This window comes from Achromobacter sp. FW305-C-13 (assembly GCF_058783475.1).
In genome coordinates this window covers 1,850,574-1,872,980 of record NZ_JBYSYN010000001.1, presented here as the reverse complement: position 1 = coordinate 1,872,980, position 22,407 = coordinate 1,850,574, and the positions used below count along the sequence as shown (strand labels likewise).

Here is a 22,407-nt window from a genome sequence, read left to right as displayed (position 1 = left end):
GCTAAGGGAGAAGGGTGGGGCGGGTTCCGCGTGCGGGCAAGCGGCGCGGGGCCGGCCGCCGGTCTGACTTGGTGGCCTACTTTTTCATGCTGTCGTTGGTCATGCCGCTTTTGGACATACCGTCTTTCGACATACCGTCCTTGGACATGGAATCCTTCTTCATCCCGTCGTGCGACATGCCGTCCTTCGCCATGCCGCCTTTGGACATCCCGTCCTTCGCCATGCCGCCTTTGGACATCCCGTCCTTGGCCATGCCGTCTTTCGCCATCCCATCCTTTGCCATGCCGCCCTTGGACATGCCGTCTTTCGACATGCTGTCCTTGGACATCGAATCCTTGGCCATATTGTCTTTGCCCATCGTGTCGGCGGCATGGGCGGCCACGGCGCCAAAGGCCAGGCACAGGGAGAAAGCAGCGGTGGTGAGTGTCTTCATGATGTATTCCTTTGGGAAAGAGAGGTCAAACAGGATTTCCACCTAGCTGCCGCCGAACCAGTTGTAGCCCTGGTCCTCCCAGTAACCGCCTGGGTAGGTGTTAGTGACGAAAATCGCCCGGATGTGCTTGGGGTTCTTGTAGCCAAGCTTGGTGGGCATGCGCAGCTTCATGGGAAAGCCGTACTCGGGGGGCAAAGTCTTGCCGTCGTAGGTCAATGCCAGGATGGTCTGCGGGTGCAGCGCCGTCGGCATGTCGATGCTGGTGTAGTAGTCGTCAGAGCATTTGAAGCCCACGTACTTCGCGGTCAGGTCGGCGCCCACGCGCTTCAAGAATGTCGAGAACGGCACGCCGCCCCATTTGCCGATGGCGCTCCAGCCTTCCACGCAAATGTGCCGGGTAACCTGGTCGATCTGGGCCATGGCGCGCAGTTCCTCCAACCGCCACTGGCGCTTGTCGGCCACCATGCCGGTGACTTCCAGCCGGAACGACGCTTCCTCGACCTGGCGGACTTCGTCGATGCCGTAGTAAGCGTTGAACGGGAACGGCCGCGTGATCATCGATTCGGGGTAGGTCGGCGCCAGCTTGTTGGGGTCGAAGATCCAGCCTTGCACGCGGTCGTTGAAGCGGGACACGGTGGCCAGCGCCTTTTCCACGTTCTCGTCGTCGGAAAGCGAGCAGCCCGACAGCATCGCCAGCCCGCCAAGTGTCAGGCTGTTGCGCAGGAACGTGCGGCGCGAAGGCTGCTCGACTCGTTTGGCCAGCAGGTTCCTGGCTTCTTTCAGGATGGCCGGGCCGTCCAGGCCCAACAGCGACAAGCGTCTTTTCTGGCTCACGAAGGGCTCCTTATTTGCCGCGGATCATGGCGACGAGGCTGCGCGGAACCAGCGCCACCATCACCAGATGGACTGCCACGAACGCCACCAGCAGCGCCATGGCGAAGAAATGGATGCGGCGCGCGAATTCATAGCCGCCCAACAGGTCGCGCAGCCCATCGAACTGCACCGACTTCCACAGGACCAACCCGGACAGCACCAGCACCACGATGTCGGCCATGACGAACAGGTACGCCAGTTTCTGCACCTGGTTGTAGTGGCGCAGGTCGTCGTGGGCGAGCTTGCCGCGCAACGCGGCGCCCAGGTCCGCGGCCACGCCGCGGGGGCTGACGGGGAAGAACTTGCGCCAGAGGCGGCCGGTGGCCACGTTCAGCGCCAGATACAGCAGGCCGTTGGCGAACAGCAGCCACATGCCGGCGAAGTGCCATTGCAGGGCGCCGCCCAGCCAGCCGCCCAGCGTGATGCCGTTGGGGAAGGTGAAGTCGAAGAACGGGGCGGCGTTATAGACGCGCCAGCCGCTCATCACCATGATCACGACGGCCAGCGCATTGATCCAATGCATCGTCCGCAACCAACCGGGATGGATGGCGCCAGCCGGGCGCGGGGCGGCCGGTGTATCGTGACTTGCGGGGCTTGCCAACATGGCGGGTCTCCGGGGCGTTCTGTCGTTGAAGCCATTCTTCCCCGGGCCCGATATCGGAGTCCTCACGCAAACTTAAAATATTTGTGATAACTCCCCGCCGGTGGATTGGCGACAATGGCGGTACTGAACTGGCCCGAGCCCCCACATGGATACGCCCCGACGCGTGCTGATAGTTGAAGATGACGCCCACATCGCCGAATTGCTGCGCCTGCACCTGCGCGACGAAGGCTATGCGGTGGAACATGCCGCCGACGGCATCGAAGGCATGCGGCGGCTGGAAGAGGGCAGTTGGGACGCGCTGGTCCTGGACCTGATGCTGCCCGGCATCGACGGGCTTGAGATCTGCAAGCGGGCGCGTGCCATGGCGCGCTACACCCCGATCATCATCACCAGCGCCCGGTCCAGCGAAGTGCACCGCATCCTGGGCCTGGAACTGGGCGCGGACGACTACCTCGCCAAGCCGTTTTCCATGCTGGAACTGGTGGCGCGGGTGCGGGCGCTGCTGCGCCGTAGTGATGCCGTTGAACGCAATGCGCGCATCGATGCCGGCAGCCTGGCCGTGCATGGCGTTGCCATCGATCCGATTTCACGCACCGTGGACGTCGACGAGCGCCGGCTGGACCTGACGCCGCGCGAGTTCGACCTGCTGCATTTCTTTGCCCGCCATCCCGACAAGGTCTTTTCCCGGATGGATCTGTTGAACCATGTGTGGGGCTATCAGCACGAAGGCTACGAGCACACGGTGAACACGCACATAAACCGGCTGCGCACCAAGATCGAGGTCGACCCCTCCAACCCGCAGCGCATCCTGACTGTCTGGGGCAGGGGCTACAAGTTCGCGGCAGCGCCGGGCGCGACGGGAGGCGCATCATGAAACGCTTCACCCTGACCCAACGCCTGTCCGGCGTCTTTGCACTGCTGTTGCTGGCCTGCTGCGGCGCATCGGCCTGGTTGCAGATCGCCGCCAATTCCCGCTACGAGCAAGAGGTCGTGCAGCGCCTGTCCAGCGGGTTGGCGCAGCATATCGCGGGCACGACGGAGCTTATGGACACCAACGGGTGGAAGCCGGATGCCGTGCGTTCGTTGTTCGATATGCTGATGGCCGTCAACCCCGCGGTCGAGGTCTACCTGCTGTCCAACGACGGCCGCATTGTCGGCGACGCGGCCCCCGCCGGCCAGATCAAGCGCGACCACGTCGACCTTGCGCCGGTCAAACGCCTGCTGGAGGGCGGCATGCTGCCCATCGTGGGCGACGACCCGCGCAATGCCGGGGTGCAAAAGGTGTTCAGCGCGGCGCCCGTGCGGGTGGCGGGGCAGGACAAGGGTTATGTCTACGTGGTGCTGCAAGGCCAAGCGCACGATGCGCTGGCGATGTCCGTGTCGCGCAGCTCGGTCTTGCGCACGACGCTGTGGTCGATCGCGTTGGTGGCCTTGCTGGGGCTGGTGGCGGGCCTGACTGCGTTTGCCCTGATTACGCGGCCATTGCGCGGCCTGACCCGGGCGGTGCGGGCTTTTGATGGCGACGACGGCCAGGCGCTGGCCGCGCTGGAGCGTCCGGGCGACGCGTCGGACCGCAACGGGGACGAGATCTCGGTGCTGCGGCGCAGCTTCGTGCAGATGGGCCGGCGGATATCCGACCAGTGGCGCGAGTTGACGCGTCAGGACCAGCAGCGGCGCGACCTGGTCGCCAATATCTCGCACGATCTGCGCACGCCGCTGACGTCGTTGCACGGTTACCTGGAAACCCTGCGCCTGAAAGACGAAACGCTGGATGCCGGCGAACGCCGCCGTTATCTGGACATCGCGCTGGCGCAAAGCCGCAAGGTGGGCCGGCTGGCCCAGGAATTGTTCGAGCTGGCACGGCTGGAATCGGGTCTGGTGCGGCTGGAACCGGAAACGTTTTCGCTGCCGGAACTGGTACAGGACGTGCTGCAGAAATTCGAACTGGCTGCTGAAGCGCGCCAGCAGCAACTGACCACCGACATCCCGCAGGCGCTGCCGCTGGTGCGCGCGGACTTGGGGCTGATCGAACGCGTCCTGACGAACCTGCTGGACAACGCCATTCGTCACAGCCCGCCCGGCGGCCGGATCGAACTGCAACTGGGCGTGGCGCAAAGTCGGGTGCAGGTGCAGGTCAGCGATTCGGGCCAGGGCATTCCGCCCGAACTGCGCGCGGGCCTGTTCACGCGGGCGTCTGCGCTGAGCCGCGGGCCGCGCGACGGGGGCGGCCTGGGCTTGGTGATCGTGCAGCGCATCTTGCAACTGCACCAGAGCGAGATCCGCTTGGTGGAACGTGCCGAGCGCGGCGCGGTGTTCCAGTTCGAACTGTCGGCGGCGCGTTAGGGCCGGCAGGCCCCAAGGCGCCCCGTCAGGCGGTGGCGGGCATCTGCCCGTGCAGCAGATAGTCCATCAATTCGCGCACCGAACGCATGGCGCCGCCGAACGGCAGCTTGGACGCGCCGCGGAAGAACAGGCCCCGGCTGACCTCGCCGCGTAGCGCCGCCGCCAGTTTCAGGTCGATGCAGAACTGGCCGAATTTCGACAGGCCGTCGCGCAGCCCGCATTGCGTCAGGCAATCCATGCGCTGGCTGCACCGGCGCGGATCGGCGCGCGTGCCGTCCTGCAGCGTCTTTTCCTGGCGCAGGTAGCGGGTCAGCCAAGGCGTTGCCACCGCGCGCGCGGGCAGGCCGGCCACGCTGGTGAATTCGGCAAGTTCCGACGGGTCGGCGTCCATCAGCACGCGCTTGAAGTTCTCGTGCGCGTCGCCCTCCCGGGTGACGGCGAATGCCGTGCCCACCTGTACGCCATCGGCGCCGTTGGCAAGCCAGTGGCGTACCTGGTCATGGCTGCCCACGCCGCCGGCGACGATCAGGCGGGGCGCGTCCTGGCCCAGTTGCAGCTCGTCGAACAACGCGTGGCATTCGGTCAGCACGCGCTGGAAATCGAAACGTTCATGGTGGATATCGTCCAGGCGCGCGGCGCCCAGATGCCCGCCGGCGTGGCCCGGATGTTCAATGACCACGGCGTCGGCAAGCTTGCCCTTTTTCATCCACTTTTTCAGCACGACGGCCACGCCGCGCGCTTCCGACAGGATCGGCACCAGCGCAACCTTGGGAAAGTCGGCCGTCATTTCGGGCAGGTCCATGGGCAGGCCGGCGCCCATCACGATGGCTTGCGCGCCGCTTTCGCAGGCCTGGCGCACCAGCGCCGGGTGGCCGCGCACGGCCTTCATGACGTTCACCGCGACCAGGCCACGCCCCTGCGCCGTGTCCAGCGCGGCGCGCACTTCGCGGTCCAGCGCTTCCAGATTGACGCGGTCGATGGCGTCGCGGTCATTGCATTTGTCGGTCTTTTCGAGCAGATCCGGGTGGTGATGGCGCAAATCGATGCTGGCGATGGTGCCCACCGCGTTCTGGCTGGCAACGGTGCCGGCCAGACGGTGAGCGGACACGCCGACGCCCATGCCGCCCTGAACGATGGGCAGCAATTCGCGTCCGGCGAGTTTGAGTGATTTGAACCACGTCATGTTGAGTCTTTCCTCTGGTCAAGTGGACAGAGGCTAGAACAAGGGATGACGGGTCGCCTTGCGCGGGATCAAGCCGCCGGGCAATGGCAGGGCGCTTGCGCTCAGCCGACGCGGCCCGTCAGGCGGCGGGCGGCCTCCTGCACGGGCGTCAGGTGATCCGGGTTGTAACGGTGGGCGGGGGCAGTCAGCGTCACCGCCGCCGCGATGCCGCCCGACAACAGGAAAACGGGGGCGGAGATGCCCGCCACTTCGCTCAGCCGGTCGCCCATTGCAGCGAAATAGCCATCATGGCGGATCCGGGCATACAGCGCCTGATCCGGCCCCGGCGCATGGCCCAGGATGTCGTCATAGGCCGTCAGCACGCGCCCGCCGCTGCCGCGTTCCAGCGGCAGCAGGTCGCCCGCCCGGATGTGGTCGCGCACCGGGTGGGGGGAATCCACGCGGTACAGGCACAGGCGCGCATCGCCCTGGCGCACGTGGTAGGCCGCGCTTTCGCCGGTCGTCGCCACCAGTTCGCGCAGCACGGGCATGACCACGTGCTCCAGCGAAAACGAGGCGGAATAAATGCTGTGAAGGCGGGCCACTTCGGGGCCCAGCGCGTAGCGGCCGTCGTCCAGGCGGCGGATCCATTGCGCATGCTCCAGGGACGCCAGCAGGCGCAGCACGGTGCTCTTGTAGAGCCGTGTGCGGTCGGCCAGTTCGCCCAGCGACAGCGTGCGGTCAGCGGGCGTGAAGACCGCCATCAGGCTCATCGCCCGGTCGACCGCGGCGACGCCGCCTGCGGCGGCATCGGCGTCTGCCACGGATTCGGTGACGGCTTTACGGGGCATGGCCAGCTCCGGCGCTGCGGCGGACAACAGTCGGCATATTCCATCCTTTAGAACGATTGGCGGCCATTGTAGGCATAGGGCCGCTTGGCGTTGTGCCTAAAACGCGCTTGACAGCGATTTCCTGTTTGCATTTAATTCTATTCTAAAGAACATCATTCTATTAGATAGAATATCACGGAGACGCAAGCATGGCGCATGACGCCCCAAATTCCACCGACGTCCTGATCAGCGAAGTCGGACCGCGCGACGGGCTGCAATCGGTGAAGGCCACCATGCCGACGGCGGACAAGTTGCGGTGGATCGATGCGCTGGTCGCGGCGGGATTGCGCGAAATCGAAGTGGCGTCGTTCGTGCCGGCCCGGCTGCTGCCGCAAATGGCCGATGCGGCGGAAGTGGTCGCCCACGCGGTCGGGCATCCCGGGGTGACGGTGATGGCGCTGGTCCCCAATCTGCGCGGTGCGGAGGCCGCGTTGCGCGCAGGCGTCCATAAGCTGACGATGCCGGTTTCCGCCAGCCGCGCCCATTCGCTAGCCAACGTGCGCAAGACGCCCGAAGACATGGTCGAAGAAGTCCGCGCCATCGCGCAACTGCGCGACGCCATCGCACCCGGCGTGAAGCTGGAAGCGGGCATTTCAACGGCGTTCGGCTGCACCTTGCAAGGCCTGGTGCCGGAGGACGACGTCATCCGGCTGGCGGCAATGTGCGTCGCGGCCGGCGCGGATGAGTCCGGCCTGTCCGATACCGTGGGCTATGCCAACCCCGCTCAGGTGCGTCGCCTGTTCCGGCGCTTGCGCAGCGAAATCGGTTCGCATGCCGGCGCGGCCCATATGCACAACACCCGCGGATTGGGACTGGCCAATTGCCTGGCGGCCTGGGACGAGGGCGTGCGCACCTTCGACAGTTCGCTGGGGGGATTGGGCGGGTGCCCCTACGCGCCCGGCGCGTCGGGCAACGTCGTCACGGAAGATCTGGTGTTCATGTTCGAGGCGATGGGCGTGCGTACCGGGATCTCGCTGGAAAACATCATCGCGGCGCGTGCGCCGCTTGCCGCCGGCCTGCCGGGCGAGCCCTTGTACGGCATGACGCCCGACGCCGGATTACCCAAGGGTTTCACGCCGCCGCGCTAGCCCCCCTTTACCGATCGCGATGCCAACGCGGCCGGGCGCTACACGCGCCGGCCGCGCAGGGCGGCGCTTTGCCTGAAGCCTGCCGCAGGGCGTCGATCCATTCCTTTTTAAGGTGCCTCATATGTCCAGCCGTTCCCCGTCCCGCCTTCCGTACGAAGGCATCCGCGTCATCGAGTTCACCCACATGGTGATGGGGCCCACCTGCGGCATGCTGCTGGCGGACCTGGGCGCCGAGGTCATCAAGGTCGAACCGATGGGGGGCGATTCCACGCGCCGGCTGCTGGGCTCGGGCGCGGGTTTCTTCCCCATGTTCAACCGCAACAAGAAGAGCATCGCGCTGGACCTGAAGCAGCCAGAAGGCATCGAGGCCGCGCTTCGCCTGATCGATTCGGCCGACGTGGTCAGCGAGAACTTCAAGTCCGGCGTGATGGAAAAACTGGGTTTGGGGTACGCCGCGCTGAAGGCGCGCAACCCCCGGCTGATCTATGTCAGCCACAAGGGGTTCCTGCCGGGGCCGTACGAGAACCGGACCGCCCTGGACGAGGTGGTGCAGATGATGGGCGGGCTGGCCTACATGACGGGCCGCGCCGGCGATCCGCTGCGCGCCGGCGCCAGCGTCAACGACATCATGGGCGGCATGTTCGGCGCGATGGGGGCCATGGCGGCGCTGGCCCAACGCGAACATACCGGCGTGGGCATGGAAGTGCAGGCTTCGCTATTCGAAAACAACGTCTTCCTGGTGGGGCAGCACATGATGCAGCACGCCATGACGGGGAATGCGCCGGCGCCGATGCCCAGCCGCATTTCCGCATGGGCCGTGTACGACGTCTTCACGGTGAAGGATGGCGAACAGGTGTTCCTGGCGGTCGTCAGCGACAAGCAATGGGACATTTTCTGCCGCGCGTTCGGCCTGGGGGAATGGTTGGCGGACCCGCGCCTGAAGACGAACAACGACCGGGTGCAGGCCCGCGATTGGCTGATGCCGCAGCTGCGTTCGCATCTGGCCGGCTACCGCGCGTCGGAACTGGCGGCCCGGTTCGAACAAGAGGGCCTGCCGTTCGCGCCCATCACCCGGCCCGAGCAGCTCTTCGACGATCCGCACCTGAAGGCCACGGGCGGGCTTGCGCCGGTCACGTTGCCGGACGGCCGCGAAACCCGGGTGCCGCTGGCCCCGCTGACATTGGACGGCGTCCAGCCGCCCATCCGCCTGCAGCCACCGGCCGTGGGCGAACACACCGACGAGCTCTTGCGCGCCGCCGGCTATCGCGACGATGAAATCGCGGCCTTGAAGGCAAGGCACATTACACAAGGAGACAAACCCTCATGATCACGCTATCCCGACGCTCATTCCTGGGCGCAGCCCTCTGCACGGCGGCATTGCCGTTGTGGGCGCAGACGGCCGGCGGCTACCCCGATGGCCGGCCGATCCGGCTGATCGTGCCGTACACGCCCGGCGGCGGAACAGATTCGGTGGCCCGCGCCATCGCCGCCAAGATCACCGGCCTGGCCGGCTGGTCGGTCGTGGTCGAAAACCGCCCGGGCGCTGGCGGCAACATCGGCTTGGACTATGTGGCCAAGACCAAGCCCGACGGGTTCATGCTGGGCTTGGGGCAGACCTCCAACCTGGCCATCAATCCGGCGCTGATGCCGAAGATGCCGTTTGACGCGGGCAAGGATTTCGCCGCCGTCGCGCTGATCGCGTCGCTGCCCGTGGTGCTGGTGGTGAAGGCCAACGCGCGCTGGAACACGCTGGCGGATCTGGTGCGTGACGCCCGCGCCGCGCCCGGCTCTATCAAGCAGGCCCTGGCGGGGTCGGGCACGGTGGGCCATCTGGCGGGCGAGCTGCTGGCGTACCAGGCGAAGTTCGAAGTGCTGAACGTGCCGTACCGCGGCGCGGCCCCGGCCCTGAACGACCTGCTGGGCGAAAACACCGACTATATGTTCGCCACGCCGCAGGCCGCGCAGGAAATGCTGAAAGGTAAAGTGCTGCGCCCCTTGGCCGTGACCGCGCGGGCGCGGCTGCCGATCCTGCCCGACGTCCCTACGGTGGCCGAGTCCGGCTTCGACGGCTTCGAGGCGCTGGATTGGAAGGCGCTGGTGGCGCCGACCGGCACCCCCCGCGAGGTGATCCAGGCGGTGAACGGCGTCGTGGAAAAGGTACTGGCCGATCCGGCCACGGTGGCGCTATTCACCGCGGAAGGCAGCACCGCGATGGGCGGCACACCCGAGGCGGCGCAGCAATACATCCTGCAGGAACAGCAGAAGTGGGCCCGCCTGATCCGCGAGGCCAATATCCAGACCGCCTCTTGAAGCGGCCAGCCAGAACCCCGAAGGAGACAACCCGATGAAATCCATTTTCAAGCGCGGGCGCGCCATGCCCCGCCTGTTGGCCGCCGCCCTAATCGGCATGGCCTGCCTGCCGGTCCACGCCGCGGGCGACGCGGCCGCCTGGCCCGATAAGCCCGTGCGGCTGGTCGTGCCGTATTCGCCTGGCGGCACGACGGACTACGCCGCGCGCCAGGTCGCGCAGAAGCTGTCCGAGGCGACGGGCAAGACGTTCATCGTCGATAACAAGACCGGCGCGTCCGGCACGATCGCCACCCAGGAAGTGGTGCGGTCGGCGCCCGACGGCAGCACTTTCCTGGTGACGGACACCACCTACACGATGCTGCCGCTGCTGTTCGCGAAGCTGCCGTGGGATTACCGGAACGACCTGATCCACGTCAGCGAGATCATTGAAACGCCGCTGGTGCTGCTGGTGCCGGAGAAGTCGCCCTTCAAGACGATGGAGCAGTTGGTGGCCTATGCGCGCGCCCATCCCGGCAAGCTGAATTACGGGTCCGGCGGCCAGGCGAGTTCGACACATCTGGCGGCCGAGATGTTCAAGAGCGAAGCCGGCATTTCGCTGACGCATATTCCGTACCGGGGCGCCGGCGCGGCGCTGGCGGACGTGATGGCCGGGCAGATCGACGTGCTGGTCACGGCGGCGCCCACCGCAATTCCGCCTGTGCAAGGCGGCCGCGTGCGGGCGCTTGCCGTCAGCGGCGACGCGCGCCTGGCGACGTTGCCTGACGTACCGACGTTCGCCCAAGCGGGCTTGCCGTCCTATCAGGTGCTGAACTGGTTCGGCCTGGCCGCGCCGAAGGGCACGCCGCCTGCCATCGTCGACAAGATGAATCGCCTGGTCTCCCAGGTGATGAGCGACCCGGCGATGCGCGAGAACATGGCGCGCCAAGGCGCGCAGCACCGGTCGATGACCGTGGGCGAGTTCGGCGGCTATGTCCAGCAGCAGGTCGTGCTTTGGGCGGACGTGGGAAAACGCGTCGGTATCAAGCCGGAATAAGGGGGTTGCCATGTGGAATCTGGACTTCACGCCGCCCGTCGTCATCGAGGCACACGTCATCGCCATCCTGCCTGAAGGCTTGCGGCGCAAGCAGCGCAGCGCGTGGGCCGACGCCAACAAGGCGGGCCATATCGTCGACTGCTTTCTGGAAGGGCCGGTGTTCGACGCGTCGGGCGCGCTCTATGTAACGGACATTCCGCATGGGCGCATTCTGCGGGTCGACGGCATGCACGACTGGCACACGGTCGCCGAAACCGGTGGCTGGCCCAACGGGCTGGCGCTGCATCGCGACGGCAGCTTGTGGGTGGCTGACTACCGGCTGGGCATCCTGCGTTGCGACATGGCGAGCGGCCAGGTGGAAACGGTGCTGGGGCACCGCAACAGCGAGTCGTTCAAGGGCGTGAATGACCTGGTTTTCGATCGGGCCGGCAGGCTGTATTTCACGGATCAGGGGCAGACCGGGCTGCACGACCCGCAGGGGCGCGTCTACCGCTACGATGCCGACGCCGGCCGCCTGGACTTGCTGCTGGCGAACGCGCCCAGTCCTAATGGCATCGCCCTGGACGCCGAGGAAAAGGTGCTCTTCGTGGCGGTGACCCGGGCCAATCAGGTGTGGCGGGCGCCCGTGATGCCGGATGGCTCCATCACCAAGATGGGGGCGTTCCGGACGTTTTTCGGTACCAGCGGGCCGGATGGCCTGGCAACCACGCCGGACGGCCGGTTGCTGGTGGCCCACGCCAGCTTGGGAGGTGTTTTCGTGCTGAATACGCGGGGCGAGGTCACGCACTTCCTGAAAAGCCCACTCGGCGCCAGCACCGTCACCAATGTGGCGATACGCCCCGGCGGCGGTTCCGTCGTGATGACGGAATCCGCGACCGGGGCGATCCTGGAGGCGCCGTTGCCGGACTAGGGAGGCCTACGCCATCAACTTCACGATGGCGGGCACCGACAGCACGGCGGTGTAGTACCCCATGAACTGCACGCCGGTATTGAAGCCGAACAGCCGCGACAGCAGGCCGCCGAACAGGCCCATCGTCAGGATCACCAGCAGGCCCAGGAATTGGCCTTCCCAGATGCTGATCACGATGATCAGGCCCACGAACGTGGCGATGATGGCTTCGTGGCTGACCTTGCGCGACACGAACAGCGCGGCGCGGCGCGCGAAGTTCATCGCAAAGGGGTAGGACACCAGCGCCGCCAGCAGCACTGCCAGCATGCCGTAGCCCAGGAATTCCCAGTGGTTCAGCAGGTTGTGCAGATTGTGCGTCTGGCCCGTGGCGGCATCCACGGTAAAGCGCGGCGGGGCGTTGAAGAGCGGGGCGGCAGGGCCGGCGGCAACGGGGCTTAGCGGCAGGCCGAAGGCGATCAGCGGAATCAGCGCCTCGGCGATGTAGGTGGCTTCGGTGACGCCATTGCGCGCCGACAGCACCGTCGTCAGGCGATGGTAGGCGTGCTTGATGCGCGAGCCGACCAGTTCGCCCAGCACCACGGTCATTGCGACGGGGCTGAACACGAAGGTGGCGCTGGAAATCGCCGCCGTGGCCAGCGTCCAGCGCGTCTGCGTGCGGTCCATCACCTTCAAGGGGTTGGGGAAGTAGCCCGACCAGCCCTTGACGTCAGGCGCCAGCGAGAACGTGCGCACCTTGTCGCGCATCATCTTCGCGCGGCCCATCGGCGAGATCACCGTGAACAGGTCTGCGATCAGCGGGCCGATGGCGATGCCCAGGAAATAGCTGATGCTCAGTTTGACGCCGTACTTGGCCGTCAGACTTTGCAGCGCGATGATGACGACCACGAAGGGCACCAGCAGCGCCACCGCGGCCCAGCGGCCAGCCGAGAAATAGGCGATCAGCACAGCCGCCGCCAGGAAGATCCACGGCGCGGACTTGGTGATGGCGGCGCCGAACGGCGCCAGCAGCACGGCGAACAGCACGGCCAGCGGCACGGCGACAAAGGCGGCCACGATGGCGCCGGACACCATCTTGCGCAGGGCGATGTGCGGCACGCCCAGCTTGCGCAGCATGTTCGCGTCCTGCAGCAGTGGTGTGGCCAGCGTGTCGCCGGGAATGCCAAGCAGGGCAGTGGGCACGGCGTGCGTCATGTGCTTGGCCACCGCGCCGGCCAGGAAGAAGGTGAATACGCCGGCGGGCGGTACGCCCAGCAGCACCACCAGCAAGGTCAGAGGGGCTAGCGTCGTGGTTTCGTCGGTGCCGGATACCAGGCCGATCGCGGCGAACACCACCGCGCCCAGCAGCCCCATCGCGGCGGCCACCATGATTTGTTCAAGCAGGGCGGGATCGCTCATGCCAGTGCCTCCTTGGATGCGCCCAGGGGGCGGGCGGGCGCGGCGGACGTCTGGGCGGTGGGCGGCTCGGTGAACAGGTCGTACAGGTCCAGTTCCTTCAGCTCGCGCACGACCGCTTCCGGAAGATCGGCCAGCGTGCCCAGGCCGCCGGGCTGCTCGGCCAGTTCGGCCAGCACTTCGGCGCGCCAGGCGGGGTCATGGGTGGAGGTGTGTTCGATGACTTCGCGTTTGGGCGGGAACAGGCGCGCGCAGATGACGCCGGCGATCACGCAGCCGGCCAACCCCGCCAGCATGGCGTAGGCGTGCGCAAGTTCGGGGGACGCGACCATGCCGCGCAACCAGCGGCTGGCGGCATAGAAACCCGCCACGCTGATGGTGATGCCGATGCCGATGGCCCACGCCAGTTGGCGCAGGTCCACGGTGTCGCTCCATACCTCGGCCAGGCGCCAGGATGGCGCCGGGGATTTTGCTTCCATGTCTCTCTCCGTTATGGTCGAGCGGCGCGGGCCATGCCGCGCGCCGCCTCTGTTCTTATATGGCCGGGGCCGGCCGGGCTTATCGCGACTGCCGCAGTTCCTCCAGCAAGGCCAGCGCGCGGTCGGTGCGGACGTCCTGCTCCGCCGCCATGCGCTTGGCGATGGTATCGATCTCGGCGCCCACGGCGCCGGCCACCAATGCGATGTTGCGGGCATGCAGCGCCATGTGGCCGCGCTGGATGCCTTCGGTGGCCAGCGCGCGCAACGCGCCCAGATTCTGCGCCAGGCCGACGGCGACCGCCACTTCGCCCAGTTCCTGCGCCGATTTCACGTCCATGATCTTCAGCGCCAGTTTGGCCAGCGGATGCGTCTTGGTCGCGCCGCCCACCAGGCCCACGGGCATGGGCATCTCGATCGTGCCGACCAGCGCGCCGGAGGTGTCCTTTTCCCATTGCGTCAGCGACGTGTAGCGGCCCGAGCGGGCGGCATAGGCGTGCGCGCCGGCCTCCACCGCGCGCCAATCGTTGCCGGTGGCCACGATGACGGGGTCGATGCCGTTCATGATGCCCTTGTTGTGCGTGGCGGCGCGGTAGGGGTCGACGGCGGCGAAGGTGTAGGCGTCCAGCACGCCTTCGATGATCTCGGCGCCGCTACGGTCTTTGGTGTCCAGCACCTGGGGCGTCAGGCGCACGCGGGCGCGCGCCAGCCGCAGGTCGGCCAGATTGGACAGGATGCGCAGGCGCACCGAGCCGCCGGTGATTTCTTCGACCAGCGGCGCCACGGCCTCGGCCATGGTGTTGACGGTGTTGGCGCCCATCGCGTCGCGCACGTCTACGATCAGGTGCATCACGATCATCGGGCCGCGCGGGGTGTCGGGAAAGACATGGACTTCAAGGTCCTGGCAGCCGCCGCCCAGGCCAATCAGCACCTTGTCGCGGCTGTTGGCCAGCGTGACGATGCGCTCGCGTTCGCGCAGTAGCGCCAGGCGCGCGCCATGCGGGTCCGTCAGGCCCAGCACCTGGACCTGGGCACGCATCAGCGGACGGCTGCTGGACGTCTCGAAGCCGCCGCATTCGCGCGCAAGCTTCGCCATGAAAGAGGCTGCCGCCACGACGGACGGTTCTTCCACCGCCATTGGCACCAGCACGTCGCGGCCATTGACCTGGAAGTTGCCCGCCACGCCCAGCGGCAGTTCGAACGCGCCGATGACGTTTTCGATCATGCCGTCGGCACGGTCCAGGCCCAGCGCGCCCGGTCGGGCCAGCAACTGCTGTTCTTCAGGGGTCAGCGAAGCGGCGTCCGCAATCGCGGCCAGGCGTTGCGCAGGGGTCAGCGCGCGAAAGTTGGGCAAGCGTGAATCGGCCACGATGGCAGGTCTCCGTATAAGAATTAAGTGGCCTGATTCTAGGTAAACTGTACCGCTATTGAGAGGTACAGTTTGGGCAAACAGTACCATCGCACTGCACCAATTCTGGCCCGGACTCAAGCGGAAAACAACGCATGGAAGACGCAAGCAAACCGGGCAGGCGGCCGCGCGCCGCGCCCATCGCCGAAAGCCTGGCCAAGCTGATCGGCCAGCAGATTGCCGACGGCGTGTACCGGCCGGGCGACAAACTCCCGTCTTTGCGTGAGCTCTCGCAGCTGCACCGGTACGCCAAGAACACCGTGGTCGTGGCGTTTGAAATGCTGGTGGCCCAAGGGCTGGTGGAACCGCGGCGCGGCGCGGGCTTCTTCGTGCTGGACGGTGATTTCGCGCGCAAGACGGCTGACGAGGAACCCGGGCAGCTAAGCCGCGCGATGGACATCGTGTGGCTGATGCGTGAGCAACTCAAGACGCAGCCTGACGCAGTGCAGGCGGGCGACGGCTTTCCGCCCGTGGAGTGGCTGGCCGACATGCGCATGGATCGCTATCACCAGAAGGTGGTGCGCACAGGCCTGGGCGCCTTGTTCCGCTATGGCAGCCGCTTCGGCTACGCGCCGCTGCGCGAAAGCCTGGTGCGCAAACTGGGCGACGTCGGCGTGAACGTGGCGCCCCGGCAACTGGTACTGACGCACGGCGCGAACGAGGCCATGGATCTGGTGATCCGCTACTTCGTGCCGCCGGGCGCGACGGTGCTGGTGGACAACCCGGGGTACTACCCCCTGTTCGGCAAGCTGAAGCTGGCGGGCGTGCGCATGCTGGGCGTGCCGCGCCTGTCCGATGGGCCCGACGTGGTGGCGCTGGAAGCCTTGTTGCAGCGCGAAAAGCCGCGGCTGTTCTTCACGCAGTCGCTGGCGCACAACCCTACTGGTTCCGATATTTCGCTGGCCAAGGCCTATAAGGTCCTGCAGTTGTCCGAGCGCTACAACCTGATGGTGGTGGAAAACGACTCGCTGGCCGATTTCAAGCCCACGTCCGCGGTCCGGCTGTCGGCACTCGACCAGTTGGAGCGCACCATCTATATCGGGAGCTTCTCGAAATCGTTTTCAGCGGCGCTGCGAGTGGGCTTCATCGCCTGCAACGCGGCGCTGGCCAGCGACCTGGCCGACCTGAAAGCCCTGGTGCACGTCAGCAGTTCGGAATACTGCGAACGCATGGTGGATGTGATGCTGCGCGACGGGCATTACGAGCGACATCTGGTCAGGCTGCGGCAACGGCTGGAGGCCGCCACCGGCCATGCCCTGCAGGTGCTGGATTCGTTGGGAGCCGAGGTCTTTGCGCGGCCCGGCAGTTCGCTTTACCTGTGGTCGGCGTTTCCCGGCGTGTCCGATTCGCTGACGTTGGCGGCCGACCTGATGCCCGAAAAGGTCATCATGGCGCCCGGCCGCGTGTTCAGCGTGGACCCGACGGCCACATCGCCCTGGTCGCGCTGCAACGTCGGGGCGATCGGATCGCCACGCTTTCATGCGACGCTGGCGGCGTTGTTGGCTCAGCGATAGGCGAATTCCGCAAACCACTCAGTCAGCCGGGCTTGCCCCTGCGTGCTAAGCGCACGGCCGGGCGGGGTGCCGGTCGAACTGCGCGCGCCTTGCACCGCAAAGCGCCGCACGCCGCGGCGCGCCAATTCGCGGGCCAGCGCCAGCAGCCGCGTTTCATCCAGCCAGTCGGGATGCCAGGTGATGCGGCATTCGAACTCCGTGCCGGCGGACAGCAGTTGCGTCAGGCAGGCCAGCGCGGGGCGCTGGGAATCGCGGCGGCCGGTAATGTCGTCGTAGCCCTGCGCATCGGCCTTGATGTCCAGCCCGACCCAATCCAGATGGCGCAGCACATCGGCCAGGCGCAAGGGATAGATGCCCGCCGTGTGCAGGCCCACCCGATATCCCATGCGCCGCACGTCGCGGATCAGCGCCGGCAGCCGGGGTTCGCTCAAAGGCTCGCCGCCCGAGAACACCACGGCGTCCAGCAGGCCGGTGCGCGTGGCCAGGAAGGCTCGCGTTTGGCGCCAGTCGTACCGGGCGGCGCGGGTTTGCAATTCGGTGTTGTGGCAGTAATGGCAGCGCCAGGGGCAGCCCGAGATGAAGACGACGGCGGCCAGTTGCCCGGGCCAGTCCACCGTGGAAAAGGGCACCAGCCCGCCGATGGCGGGCGAATGCCGCGGCAGCGGTTGGACAACGGGCTGGGGCGGGGCCGCGTAGGCCGGCCTTGCGGCCAGCCTGCGCGTACCGGACTCAGCGTGTTGAGGCGCGCCTTCAGGCGCGTTGCTCGACGAAGAAGCGGCGTTCATTGAATTCGCCTTGTTTGCCGGTGTTGAAGGAAGAGACGGGACGGTGGTAGCCCATCACTCGGGTCCAGACTTCGCAGCGCACGCGCTGGCTGTCGTCCAGTTGCAGGACGGGTGCCGCGGCGGTGGGGGCGGGGACGGTCAAGGTTTGCATCGAGGACTCCTTGGGGTGAAGGCCGGGCTTGCGCCCGGCGGGATGTCGCGCGCTAGGCGGGTGCGCAGCACGCGGATTGCTTGGCCAACAGTTCCGCGTCGCACTTGGGGCAGAACTCGTGATGCCCGGCCAGATAACCGTGGTTGGGGCAGATCGAGAACGTGGGTGTGACCGTGATGTACGGCAGCCGGAAATTCGACAGCGCGCGGCGCACCAGCTGCTTGCATGCTTCGGCGGACGATACGGCTTCGTTCATGTACAGATGCAGCACGGTGCCGCCCGTGTACTTGCTTTGCAGCGTTTCCTGCAGTTGCAGTGCGTGGAACGGGTCGTCGGTATGGCCCACCGGCAACTGGCTGGAATTGGTGTAGTAGGGCTGGGCGTCGGACCCCGCCTGCAGGATGCCGGGATAGCGCTTCCTGTCTTCGCGCGCGAAGCGGTAGGTCGTGCCTTCGGCGGGCGTAGCCTCCAGGTTGTAGAGGTGACCGGTCTGCTCCTGGAATTCGGTCATGCGGTCGCGCACGCGGTCCAGGAGGCGCACGGCCAGCGCATGGCCGGCGGCGGTGGTCACGTCCTCGGCATCATGCGTGAAGTTGCGGATCATCTCGTTGATGCCGTTCACGCCCAGCGTGCTGAAGTGGTTGCGCAAGGTGCCCAGGTAGCGCCGGGTATAGGGGTACAGGCCCTGGTCGATGTAGCGCTGCACCACCTTGCGCTTGGTCTCCAGCACGTCGCGCCCCAGGCCCAGGAGCGTATCCAGGCGCGCCATCAACTTCGCCTCGTCGCCTTGGCAGGTGTAGCCCAGACGGGCGCAATTGACGGTGACCACGCCTACCGATCCGGTCTGCTCCGCCGATCCGAACAGGCCGTTGCCGCGCTTGAGCAGTTCGCGCAGGTCGAGCTGCAGGCGGCAGCACATGGACCGCACCATATGGGGTTCCAGGTCTGAATTCAGGAAGTTCTGGAAATAGGGCAGGCCGTAGCGCGCCGTCATTTCGAACAGGCGGTCGGTGTTGGGATGGTTCCAGTCGAAGTCGGGCGTGATGTTGTAGGTGGGAATGGGGAACGTGAACACGCGCCCCTTGGCGTCGCCGGCCATCATCACTTCAATGTAGGCGCGGTTAATCATGTCCATTTCGGCCTGCAGGTCGCCATAGCAGAAGGGCATTTCCTGGCCGCCCACGTAGGGCACCTGTTCCTTCAGGTCGGCCGGGCAGGTCCAGTCGAAGGTCAGGTTGGTGAACGGCGTCTGCGTGCCCCAGCGACTGGGCACGTTCAGGTTGAAGATCAGTTCCTGCATGGCTTGCTTCACCTCGGCGTACGTCATCGCGTCGCGGCGGATGAAGGGCGCCATGTAGGTGTCGAAGGAACTGAAGGCCTGTGCGCCGGCCCATTCGTTCTGCAACGTGCCCAGGAAGTTGACGATCTGGCCGATGGCGGCCGACATGTGCTTGGGCGGGGTGGATTCCACCTTGCCGGGAATGCCGTTGAAGCCTTCGGTCAGCAAACGGCGCAGCGACCAGCCGGCGCAATAACCGCTGAGCATGTCCAGGTCGTGGATGTGGATGTCGCCGTCGCGGTGCGCCTGGCCCGCTTCGGGCGTAAAGACGATGGACAGCCAGTAGTTGGCGGTGACCTTGCCCGCCACGTTCAGGATCAGGCCGCCCAGGCTGTAGCCCTGGTTGGCGTTGGCGTTGACGCGCCAGTCGCGCTGGTCCAGGTATTCCTCCATGGCGCTTTCCACATCCACCAGGGTGTGGCGCAGCGAGCGCAACCTGGCATGCTGTTCGCGGTGCACGATGTACGCGCGGGCGGTGCGCCAGTGGCCCGCCTTGACCAGGGCTTCTTCGACGCGGTTCTGGATGGTTTCGACGCCGGGGCAGGGTTGGTCCGCCAAGGCGCTGATGACGATATCGGTCAGCGCCTGCGCGCCCGCCAGATCCAACTCCCCGGTGCTGGTTCCGGCCGCCGCCATGGCGTGCGCGATCTTGTCGCGATCAAAGTCCGCGACGCGGCCGTCACGCTTGAGGATGTGTTGGATAGGCATTATTGACACCATATGTAGTGGGGTGTGAAAACTCTACCACCACATATGGTGCTATCGGCGCGTAGCTTGCGCGCGATATCAGCCTGGTTTGATGCGGGTCAAACACAGGGAAGGGGCCCGCGCAAAGCGCAGTGCCCAATGGGCCTCAGAAGCCGATGCCGATGCCCGCCAGCGAAATGGCCACCGCCAGGGCGGCGGTGCTGGCGGCCGGACGCGGCGCCCAGGACAGCATGCCCACCCACAGCAGCGCGCCCGCGGACAGCCAGCCCAGCCACGCGACCACGCCCACCGTATTGCCCCACAGGCCGACGCAAGGCAGGAGCGCCAGCGCCAGCAACAGCACGCCGGCGCCGCGCAGCACGCGCGTATGGCCGGCCGATGGATCACGGCCCCAGACCTGGTCGTAATGGCGCGGCATCGCCAGGCTCAGGCAGGCCATGCCCGAGTAGGTCAGCAGCAAAGCCATCACAATGGCGAATACGTCGTTCATGTTCATGCCGCTGCCTCTTGGTTCGCGCGGGGTTTGCGCTGGGCGGGCGCGGACAGGGGCTTCTTCCACAAACGGATGGCCGCCCAGGCGGATAGTACGCCAAAGGCGACGGCCGTCAGTTCAACGCCGGCGCTTTCCCAATCGCCGCGTGCGATCTGCGCGAACACATGGTCGCCCAGCGACGCGAACGACATTACCGGCAGCAGCAGGCACAGCGCTGCCAACAAGCCCAGTTGCGAGATCCATGCACGGCGCGGGCTGCACAGCCAGGCCAGCGCCAGCATCAGCGCCCATACGCCGAAGAAGCAGCGCAGTTCCCACAGCACCCGGTTCTCCAGCGCCACAGGCAGCAGGCGGTTGGCCCAGAAGTAGCTGACGCACGCCACGGCCAGGCCGGCCAGCGCGGCTACGTTCAGGCCTTCGAACAGCCGGTACATGCGCGCCGTGGCGCCGCCGAATTCGTTGCCCAGCTTGGCGCGCCGCTTCACCATGAACAGCACGGCGCCCGTGCCCATCATGGCGGCGCCCGCCAGCCCGCAGATGAAGTACAGCCACTGGATGGCCAGCCCGCCAAAGCGCGCCATGTGCAGGTCGCTCATCACCTGGCGCACCAGCGCGGGCGTGCCGCCATTGACGCCGCCGGCGGGCCGCGTGCGCAGGAGTTCGCCCGTGGCGCCCGAGAATTCGGCCATGCCGGTGGTGGCGCTGATGTTGTGGAAGGTGTCGCGGTCTTCGTTCCAGCCGTAGACCGCAATCCGCATGGAGCTGTCTTCGGGGTTGTTGATGACGATGGCGCGCGCGGCCTGGCCGATCAGCGCTTCGGCTTGGGCCACCATGGGTTCCAGCTTAGGCATTGCAAGCGGCGTGCCGGTGCGCAGCGGTTTGACTTCGCCCTGCATCTCGGCCAGGTACAGGCGGGTGCCTTCCATGCCGGCGCCGTATTGGGCGGCAACCGGGGCAGGCATCAGTTCGGCGCTGGAGATCACGATGCCGGTGTACGCGATCATGAACTGGAAGGGCAGGGTCAGCACGGCGACCGCGTTATGCGCGTCCAGCCACGAACGCTGCCCCTTTTTCACGCGGAACGTGAAGAAGTCCTTGAAGATGCGCTTGTGGGTGACCACGCCCGAAATCAGCGCCACCAGCATCGCCATGGTGGCGAAGGCCACGATCCACAGGCCGTAATGGCTTTCGTGCAGCGTGTAGTGGAAGTTCACGAAGTGCGTGCCGCCCATCGTGGCGCGGCCTTCCTCGTCGTGATGGTCATCCATTTCGGCGCCGGTCGCGGGGTCCAGTTCCGCATCGGCGTACTGGCCGTTCTGGTCGAACCAATAGACCGACAGGCTGTTTTCGTGGGAGCGGTTGACGGGCCAGATCTCCCACATCTCGGCGCCTGCGTGCTTGCGAGACATGTAGTCGATCGCCAGCTCCAGGCGGCGGGCGCGGTCCACGGGCGCGCTTTCCTGCTGGGCGGCCAGGGCTTCGGCCGCGTGGTGCTCGGGCGTCATCCAGTGGGTGATGGGCTCGGAAAACACGGCCAGCGACCCTGTCAGGAACACCGTGAACAGCAGCCAGGAAAACCACAGGCCGACCCAGGTATGCAACCAGGCCATGGATAGGCGGAAACCGGATTTCAGAACGAGCCTCTTTATTCGTTGTTGCCGCCGCGAGCCGGACGGATTTTGATTTTATTGAGAATGGTTCCAATTCTAAGCGAATTGGGGCCGGAGTTGCGATGCTAAGGATTCCGGGCCCACCCGTTTCGCGAAGGCAGGCGTTGCGTGATCAGGCATGGGGATTGCTGTAGTGGCGCCTCATCCGCTTGACTGTCCGCCCCTGGCCGGTCAGGCCGCAGGTGCCACTGAACAAGGAGCCCCCTGATGAAACACAAAGCCGGAAACGCCCAGCAGATCCACGAACTGCTCTATCAGGCGCTTGAGACCGAGATCGGCGGCCTGTCCGTCTACGAGACCGCGGTGTCCTGTGCCATCAACGACGACCTGAAGAAAGAGTGGAAGGAATACCTGGAAGAAACGCGCACGCACCACCGCGTCCTTTTGACCGTATTTGAACAACTGGGACTCGACCCCGAAACCCAGACGCCGGGCCGCGAGGTGGTCCGTCATCTGGGCGAATCGCTGGTCAAGGCCATGAAGATGGCGGTCAGTGCAGGGGACCCGGATGCCGCGCAGCTGGTGGCGACCGAGTGCGTGGTGCTGGCCGAAACGAAGGATCACGCGAATTGGTCGCTGATCGGGGTGATTGCCGACCAGCACACGGGCAAGGAAGCCAAGATCCTGAAGCAGGCCTATGACGCCGTCGCGACCGACGAAGACCATCACCTGTATCACACGCAAGGCTGGTCCCGCGAACTGTGGATCGAGTCGTTGGGCTTTCCGGCCGTGCTGCCGCCGCCCGAAGAGGTCAAACAGGTGGAATCCGCGATCGGCGCATCCCGCGCCGAACAGTCGCGCGACAAGATGCTGAAACACTAGGAG

At 66.2% G+C, this 22,407-nt stretch carries 22 protein-coding genes; 9 read left to right on the top strand and 13 right to left on the bottom strand.

All coding sequences use genetic code 11. From position 1 onward, the window contains the following. Positions 1 to 76: 76 nt before the first annotated feature. The 3 genes from AC3WMU_RS08345 to AC3WMU_RS08335 are packed head-to-tail and all read right to left on the bottom strand — an operon-like array spanning position 77 to position 1,910. Complete coding sequence (locus tag AC3WMU_RS08345) at positions 77 to 433, bottom strand: pentapeptide MXKDX repeat protein (RefSeq protein WP_492282366.1); 357 nt, start codon at positions 431 to 433, stop codon at positions 77 to 79. 42 nt (positions 434 to 475) lie between these two features. Then, positions 476 to 1,267 (bottom strand): molybdopterin-dependent oxidoreductase, encoded by a 792-nt coding sequence (locus AC3WMU_RS08340; protein WP_035212563.1) that lies wholly within the window; start codon positions 1,265 to 1,267, stop codon positions 476 to 478. Between the two features lie 10 nt (positions 1,268 to 1,277). Beyond that, positions 1,278 to 1,910, bottom strand: coding sequence for a cytochrome b/b6 domain-containing protein (locus AC3WMU_RS08335; protein WP_006223286.1), 633 nt, complete (start codon positions 1,908 to 1,910; stop codon positions 1,278 to 1,280). Positions 1,911 to 2,055: 145 nt separating this feature from the next. On the opposite strand from AC3WMU_RS08335, the gene AC3WMU_RS08330 reads away from it, so the two are divergent. Together AC3WMU_RS08330 and AC3WMU_RS08325 are read left to right on the top strand one after the other, a co-directional pair. Next, positions 2,056 to 2,784, top strand: coding sequence for a response regulator transcription factor (locus AC3WMU_RS08330; RefSeq protein ID WP_427955197.1), 729 nt, complete (start codon positions 2,056 to 2,058; stop codon positions 2,782 to 2,784). After that, positions 2,781 to 4,253, top strand: coding sequence for a sensor histidine kinase (locus AC3WMU_RS08325; RefSeq protein ID WP_280027455.1), 1,473 nt, complete (start codon positions 2,781 to 2,783; stop codon positions 4,251 to 4,253). The genes AC3WMU_RS08330 and AC3WMU_RS08325 overlap by 4 nt, the downstream gene beginning before the upstream one ends. Positions 4,254 to 4,278: 25 nt before the next feature. On the opposite strand, the gene AC3WMU_RS08320 is transcribed toward AC3WMU_RS08325, so the two are convergent. Both AC3WMU_RS08320 and AC3WMU_RS08315 read right to left on the bottom strand, forming a co-directional pair. Beyond that, positions 4,279 to 5,436, bottom strand: a complete 1,158-nt coding sequence (locus tag AC3WMU_RS08320) for an NAD(P)H-dependent flavin oxidoreductase (protein ID WP_492282171.1) — start codon at positions 5,434 to 5,436, stop codon at positions 4,279 to 4,281. Positions 5,437 to 5,537: 101 nt separating this feature from the next. Further along, positions 5,538 to 6,266 (bottom strand): IclR family transcriptional regulator, encoded by a 729-nt coding sequence (locus AC3WMU_RS08315; protein ID WP_454676783.1) that lies wholly within the window; start codon positions 6,264 to 6,266, stop codon positions 5,538 to 5,540. 188 nt (positions 6,267 to 6,454) lie between these two features. Between AC3WMU_RS08315 and AC3WMU_RS08310 the strand changes: the two genes are divergently transcribed. The 5 genes from AC3WMU_RS08310 (at position 6,455) to AC3WMU_RS08290 (ending at position 11,646) form a co-directional block, all read left to right on the top strand. Continuing rightward, positions 6,455 to 7,393, top strand: coding sequence for a hydroxymethylglutaryl-CoA lyase (locus AC3WMU_RS08310; RefSeq protein WP_454676784.1), 939 nt, complete (start codon positions 6,455 to 6,457; stop codon positions 7,391 to 7,393). A 121-nt stretch (positions 7,394 to 7,514) separates the two neighbouring features. Further along, the gene (locus AC3WMU_RS08305; RefSeq protein WP_492282170.1) at positions 7,515 to 8,720 is read left to right on the top strand and encodes a CaiB/BaiF CoA transferase family protein; all 1,206 of its coding nucleotides are present in this window, start codon (positions 7,515 to 7,517) and stop codon (positions 8,718 to 8,720) included. Further along, complete coding sequence (locus tag AC3WMU_RS08300; RefSeq protein WP_492282169.1) at positions 8,717 to 9,703, top strand: Bug family tripartite tricarboxylate transporter substrate binding protein; 987 nt, start codon at positions 8,717 to 8,719, stop codon at positions 9,701 to 9,703. The genes AC3WMU_RS08305 and AC3WMU_RS08300 overlap by 4 nt, the downstream gene beginning before the upstream one ends. A gap of 34 nt (positions 9,704 to 9,737) precedes the next feature. Further along, positions 9,738 to 10,736, top strand: a complete 999-nt coding sequence (locus AC3WMU_RS08295; protein ID WP_492282168.1) for a Bug family tripartite tricarboxylate transporter substrate binding protein — start codon at positions 9,738 to 9,740, stop codon at positions 10,734 to 10,736. Positions 10,737 to 10,746: 10 nt separating this feature from the next. Then, entirely contained in the window at positions 10,747 to 11,646 is a 900-nt protein-coding gene (locus AC3WMU_RS08290) for an SMP-30/gluconolactonase/LRE family protein (RefSeq protein WP_492282167.1), read from the top strand. A 6-nt stretch (positions 11,647 to 11,652) separates the two neighbouring features. Here AC3WMU_RS08290 and AC3WMU_RS08285 read toward each other — a convergent pair whose 3' ends face one another. The 3 genes from AC3WMU_RS08285 to AC3WMU_RS08275 all read right to left on the bottom strand — a co-directional run bounded on the left by AC3WMU_RS08285 (position 11,653) and on the right by AC3WMU_RS08275 (position 14,886). Next, positions 11,653 to 13,041, bottom strand: a complete 1,389-nt coding sequence (locus tag AC3WMU_RS08285) for a tripartite tricarboxylate transporter permease (RefSeq protein ID WP_006223276.1) — start codon at positions 13,039 to 13,041, stop codon at positions 11,653 to 11,655. Next, entirely contained in the window at positions 13,038 to 13,517 is a 480-nt protein-coding gene (locus AC3WMU_RS08280) for a hypothetical protein (RefSeq protein ID WP_492282166.1), read from the bottom strand. The genes AC3WMU_RS08285 and AC3WMU_RS08280 overlap by 4 nt, the downstream gene beginning before the upstream one ends. A 79-nt stretch (positions 13,518 to 13,596) precedes the next feature. Further along, the gene (locus AC3WMU_RS08275; protein ID WP_492282365.1) at positions 13,597 to 14,886 is read right to left on the bottom strand and encodes a hydroxymethylglutaryl-CoA reductase, degradative; all 1,290 of its coding nucleotides are present in this window, start codon (positions 14,884 to 14,886) and stop codon (positions 13,597 to 13,599) included. Between the two features lie 131 nt (positions 14,887 to 15,017). Between AC3WMU_RS08275 and AC3WMU_RS08270 the strand changes: the two genes are divergently transcribed. Continuing rightward, positions 15,018 to 16,436 (top strand): aminotransferase-like domain-containing protein, encoded by a 1,419-nt coding sequence (locus AC3WMU_RS08270; RefSeq protein ID WP_088588231.1) that lies wholly within the window; start codon positions 15,018 to 15,020, stop codon positions 16,434 to 16,436. Here the strand turns inward: AC3WMU_RS08270 and AC3WMU_RS08265 are convergent. From AC3WMU_RS08265 to AC3WMU_RS08245, 5 genes are all read right to left on the bottom strand, one after another. Continuing rightward, positions 16,427 to 17,221: an anaerobic ribonucleoside-triphosphate reductase activating protein gene (locus AC3WMU_RS08265; protein ID WP_492282165.1), complete on the bottom strand. Its 795-nt coding sequence runs from the start codon at positions 17,219 to 17,221 to the stop codon at positions 16,427 to 16,429. The two genes, AC3WMU_RS08270 and AC3WMU_RS08265, sit on opposite strands and share 10 nt — an antisense overlap. After that, on the bottom strand, positions 17,187 to 17,372 hold the full coding sequence (nrdD, locus tag AC3WMU_RS08260) for an anaerobic ribonucleoside-triphosphate reductase (protein WP_088588230.1): 186 nt from the start codon (positions 17,370 to 17,372) through the stop codon (positions 17,187 to 17,189). The genes AC3WMU_RS08265 and nrdD overlap by 35 nt, the downstream gene beginning before the upstream one ends. Before the next feature lie 52 nt (positions 17,373 to 17,424). After that, entirely contained in the window at positions 17,425 to 19,419 is a 1,995-nt protein-coding gene (locus AC3WMU_RS08255) for a ribonucleoside triphosphate reductase (protein ID WP_492282164.1), read from the bottom strand. 145 nt (positions 19,420 to 19,564) lie between these two features. Then, complete coding sequence (locus AC3WMU_RS08250; protein ID WP_006223268.1) at positions 19,565 to 19,915, bottom strand: DUF3325 domain-containing protein; 351 nt, start codon at positions 19,913 to 19,915, stop codon at positions 19,565 to 19,567. After that, positions 19,912 to 21,522 carry a PepSY-associated TM helix domain-containing protein gene (locus AC3WMU_RS08245; protein ID WP_492282163.1) on the bottom strand — a complete coding sequence of 537 codons (1,611 nt, stop codon included), beginning with the start codon at positions 21,520 to 21,522 and terminating at the stop codon, positions 19,912 to 19,914. Before AC3WMU_RS08245 ends, AC3WMU_RS08250 begins: the two co-directional genes overlap by 4 nt. Before the next feature lie 267 nt (positions 21,523 to 21,789). On the opposite strand from AC3WMU_RS08245, the gene AC3WMU_RS08240 reads away from it, so the two are divergent. Next, entirely contained in the window at positions 21,790 to 22,404 is a 615-nt protein-coding gene (locus tag AC3WMU_RS08240) for a hypothetical protein (RefSeq protein ID WP_006223265.1), read from the top strand. The last annotated feature ends 3 nt before the right edge of the window (positions 22,405 to 22,407 follow it).

What these genes read in the sequence shown, in the direction of transcription:
- AC3WMU_RS08345 (WP_492282366.1), bottom strand. Translation starts at nt 433, where the DNA reads ATGAAGACACTCACCACCGCTGCTTTCTCCCTGTGCCTGGCCTTTGGC.
- AC3WMU_RS08335 (WP_006223286.1), bottom strand. Translation starts at nt 1,910, where the DNA reads ATGTTGGCAAGCCCCGCAAGTCACGATACACCGGCCGCCCCGCGCCCG.
- AC3WMU_RS08330 (WP_427955197.1), top strand. Translation starts at nt 2,056, where the DNA reads ATGGATACGCCCCGACGCGTGCTGATAGTTGAAGATGACGCCCACATC.
- AC3WMU_RS08325 (WP_280027455.1), top strand. Translation starts at nt 2,781, where the DNA reads ATGAAACGCTTCACCCTGACCCAACGCCTGTCCGGCGTCTTTGCACTG.
- AC3WMU_RS08320 (WP_492282171.1), bottom strand. Translation starts at nt 5,436, where the DNA reads ATGACGTGGTTCAAATCACTCAAACTCGCCGGACGCGAATTGCTGCCC.
- AC3WMU_RS08315 (WP_454676783.1), bottom strand. Translation starts at nt 6,266, where the DNA reads ATGCCCCGTAAAGCCGTCACCGAATCCGTGGCAGACGCCGATGCCGCC.
- AC3WMU_RS08310 (WP_454676784.1), top strand. Translation starts at nt 6,455, where the DNA reads ATGGCGCATGACGCCCCAAATTCCACCGACGTCCTGATCAGCGAAGTC.
- AC3WMU_RS08305 (WP_492282170.1), top strand. Translation starts at nt 7,515, where the DNA reads ATGTCCAGCCGTTCCCCGTCCCGCCTTCCGTACGAAGGCATCCGCGTC.
- AC3WMU_RS08300 (WP_492282169.1), top strand. Translation starts at nt 8,717, where the DNA reads ATGATCACGCTATCCCGACGCTCATTCCTGGGCGCAGCCCTCTGCACG.
- AC3WMU_RS08295 (WP_492282168.1), top strand. Translation starts at nt 9,738, where the DNA reads ATGAAATCCATTTTCAAGCGCGGGCGCGCCATGCCCCGCCTGTTGGCC.
- AC3WMU_RS08290 (WP_492282167.1), top strand. Translation starts at nt 10,747, where the DNA reads ATGTGGAATCTGGACTTCACGCCGCCCGTCGTCATCGAGGCACACGTC.
- AC3WMU_RS08285 (WP_006223276.1), bottom strand. Translation starts at nt 13,041, where the DNA reads ATGAGCGATCCCGCCCTGCTTGAACAAATCATGGTGGCCGCCGCGATG.
- AC3WMU_RS08280 (WP_492282166.1), bottom strand. Translation starts at nt 13,517, where the DNA reads ATGGAAGCAAAATCCCCGGCGCCATCCTGGCGCCTGGCCGAGGTATGG.
- AC3WMU_RS08270 (WP_088588231.1), top strand. Translation starts at nt 15,018, where the DNA reads ATGGAAGACGCAAGCAAACCGGGCAGGCGGCCGCGCGCCGCGCCCATC.
- AC3WMU_RS08265 (WP_492282165.1), bottom strand. Translation starts at nt 17,221, where the DNA reads ATGAACGCCGCTTCTTCGTCGAGCAACGCGCCTGAAGGCGCGCCTCAA.
- nrdD (WP_088588230.1), bottom strand. Translation starts at nt 17,372, where the DNA reads ATGCAAACCTTGACCGTCCCCGCCCCCACCGCCGCGGCACCCGTCCTG.
- AC3WMU_RS08255 (WP_492282164.1), bottom strand. Translation starts at nt 19,419, where the DNA reads ATGCCTATCCAACACATCCTCAAGCGTGACGGCCGCGTCGCGGACTTT.
- AC3WMU_RS08250 (WP_006223268.1), bottom strand. Translation starts at nt 19,915, where the DNA reads ATGAACATGAACGACGTATTCGCCATTGTGATGGCTTTGCTGCTGACC.
- AC3WMU_RS08245 (WP_492282163.1), bottom strand. Translation starts at nt 21,522, where the DNA reads ATGGCCTGGTTGCATACCTGGGTCGGCCTGTGGTTTTCCTGGCTGCTG.
- AC3WMU_RS08240 (WP_006223265.1), top strand. Translation starts at nt 21,790, where the DNA reads ATGAAACACAAAGCCGGAAACGCCCAGCAGATCCACGAACTGCTCTAT.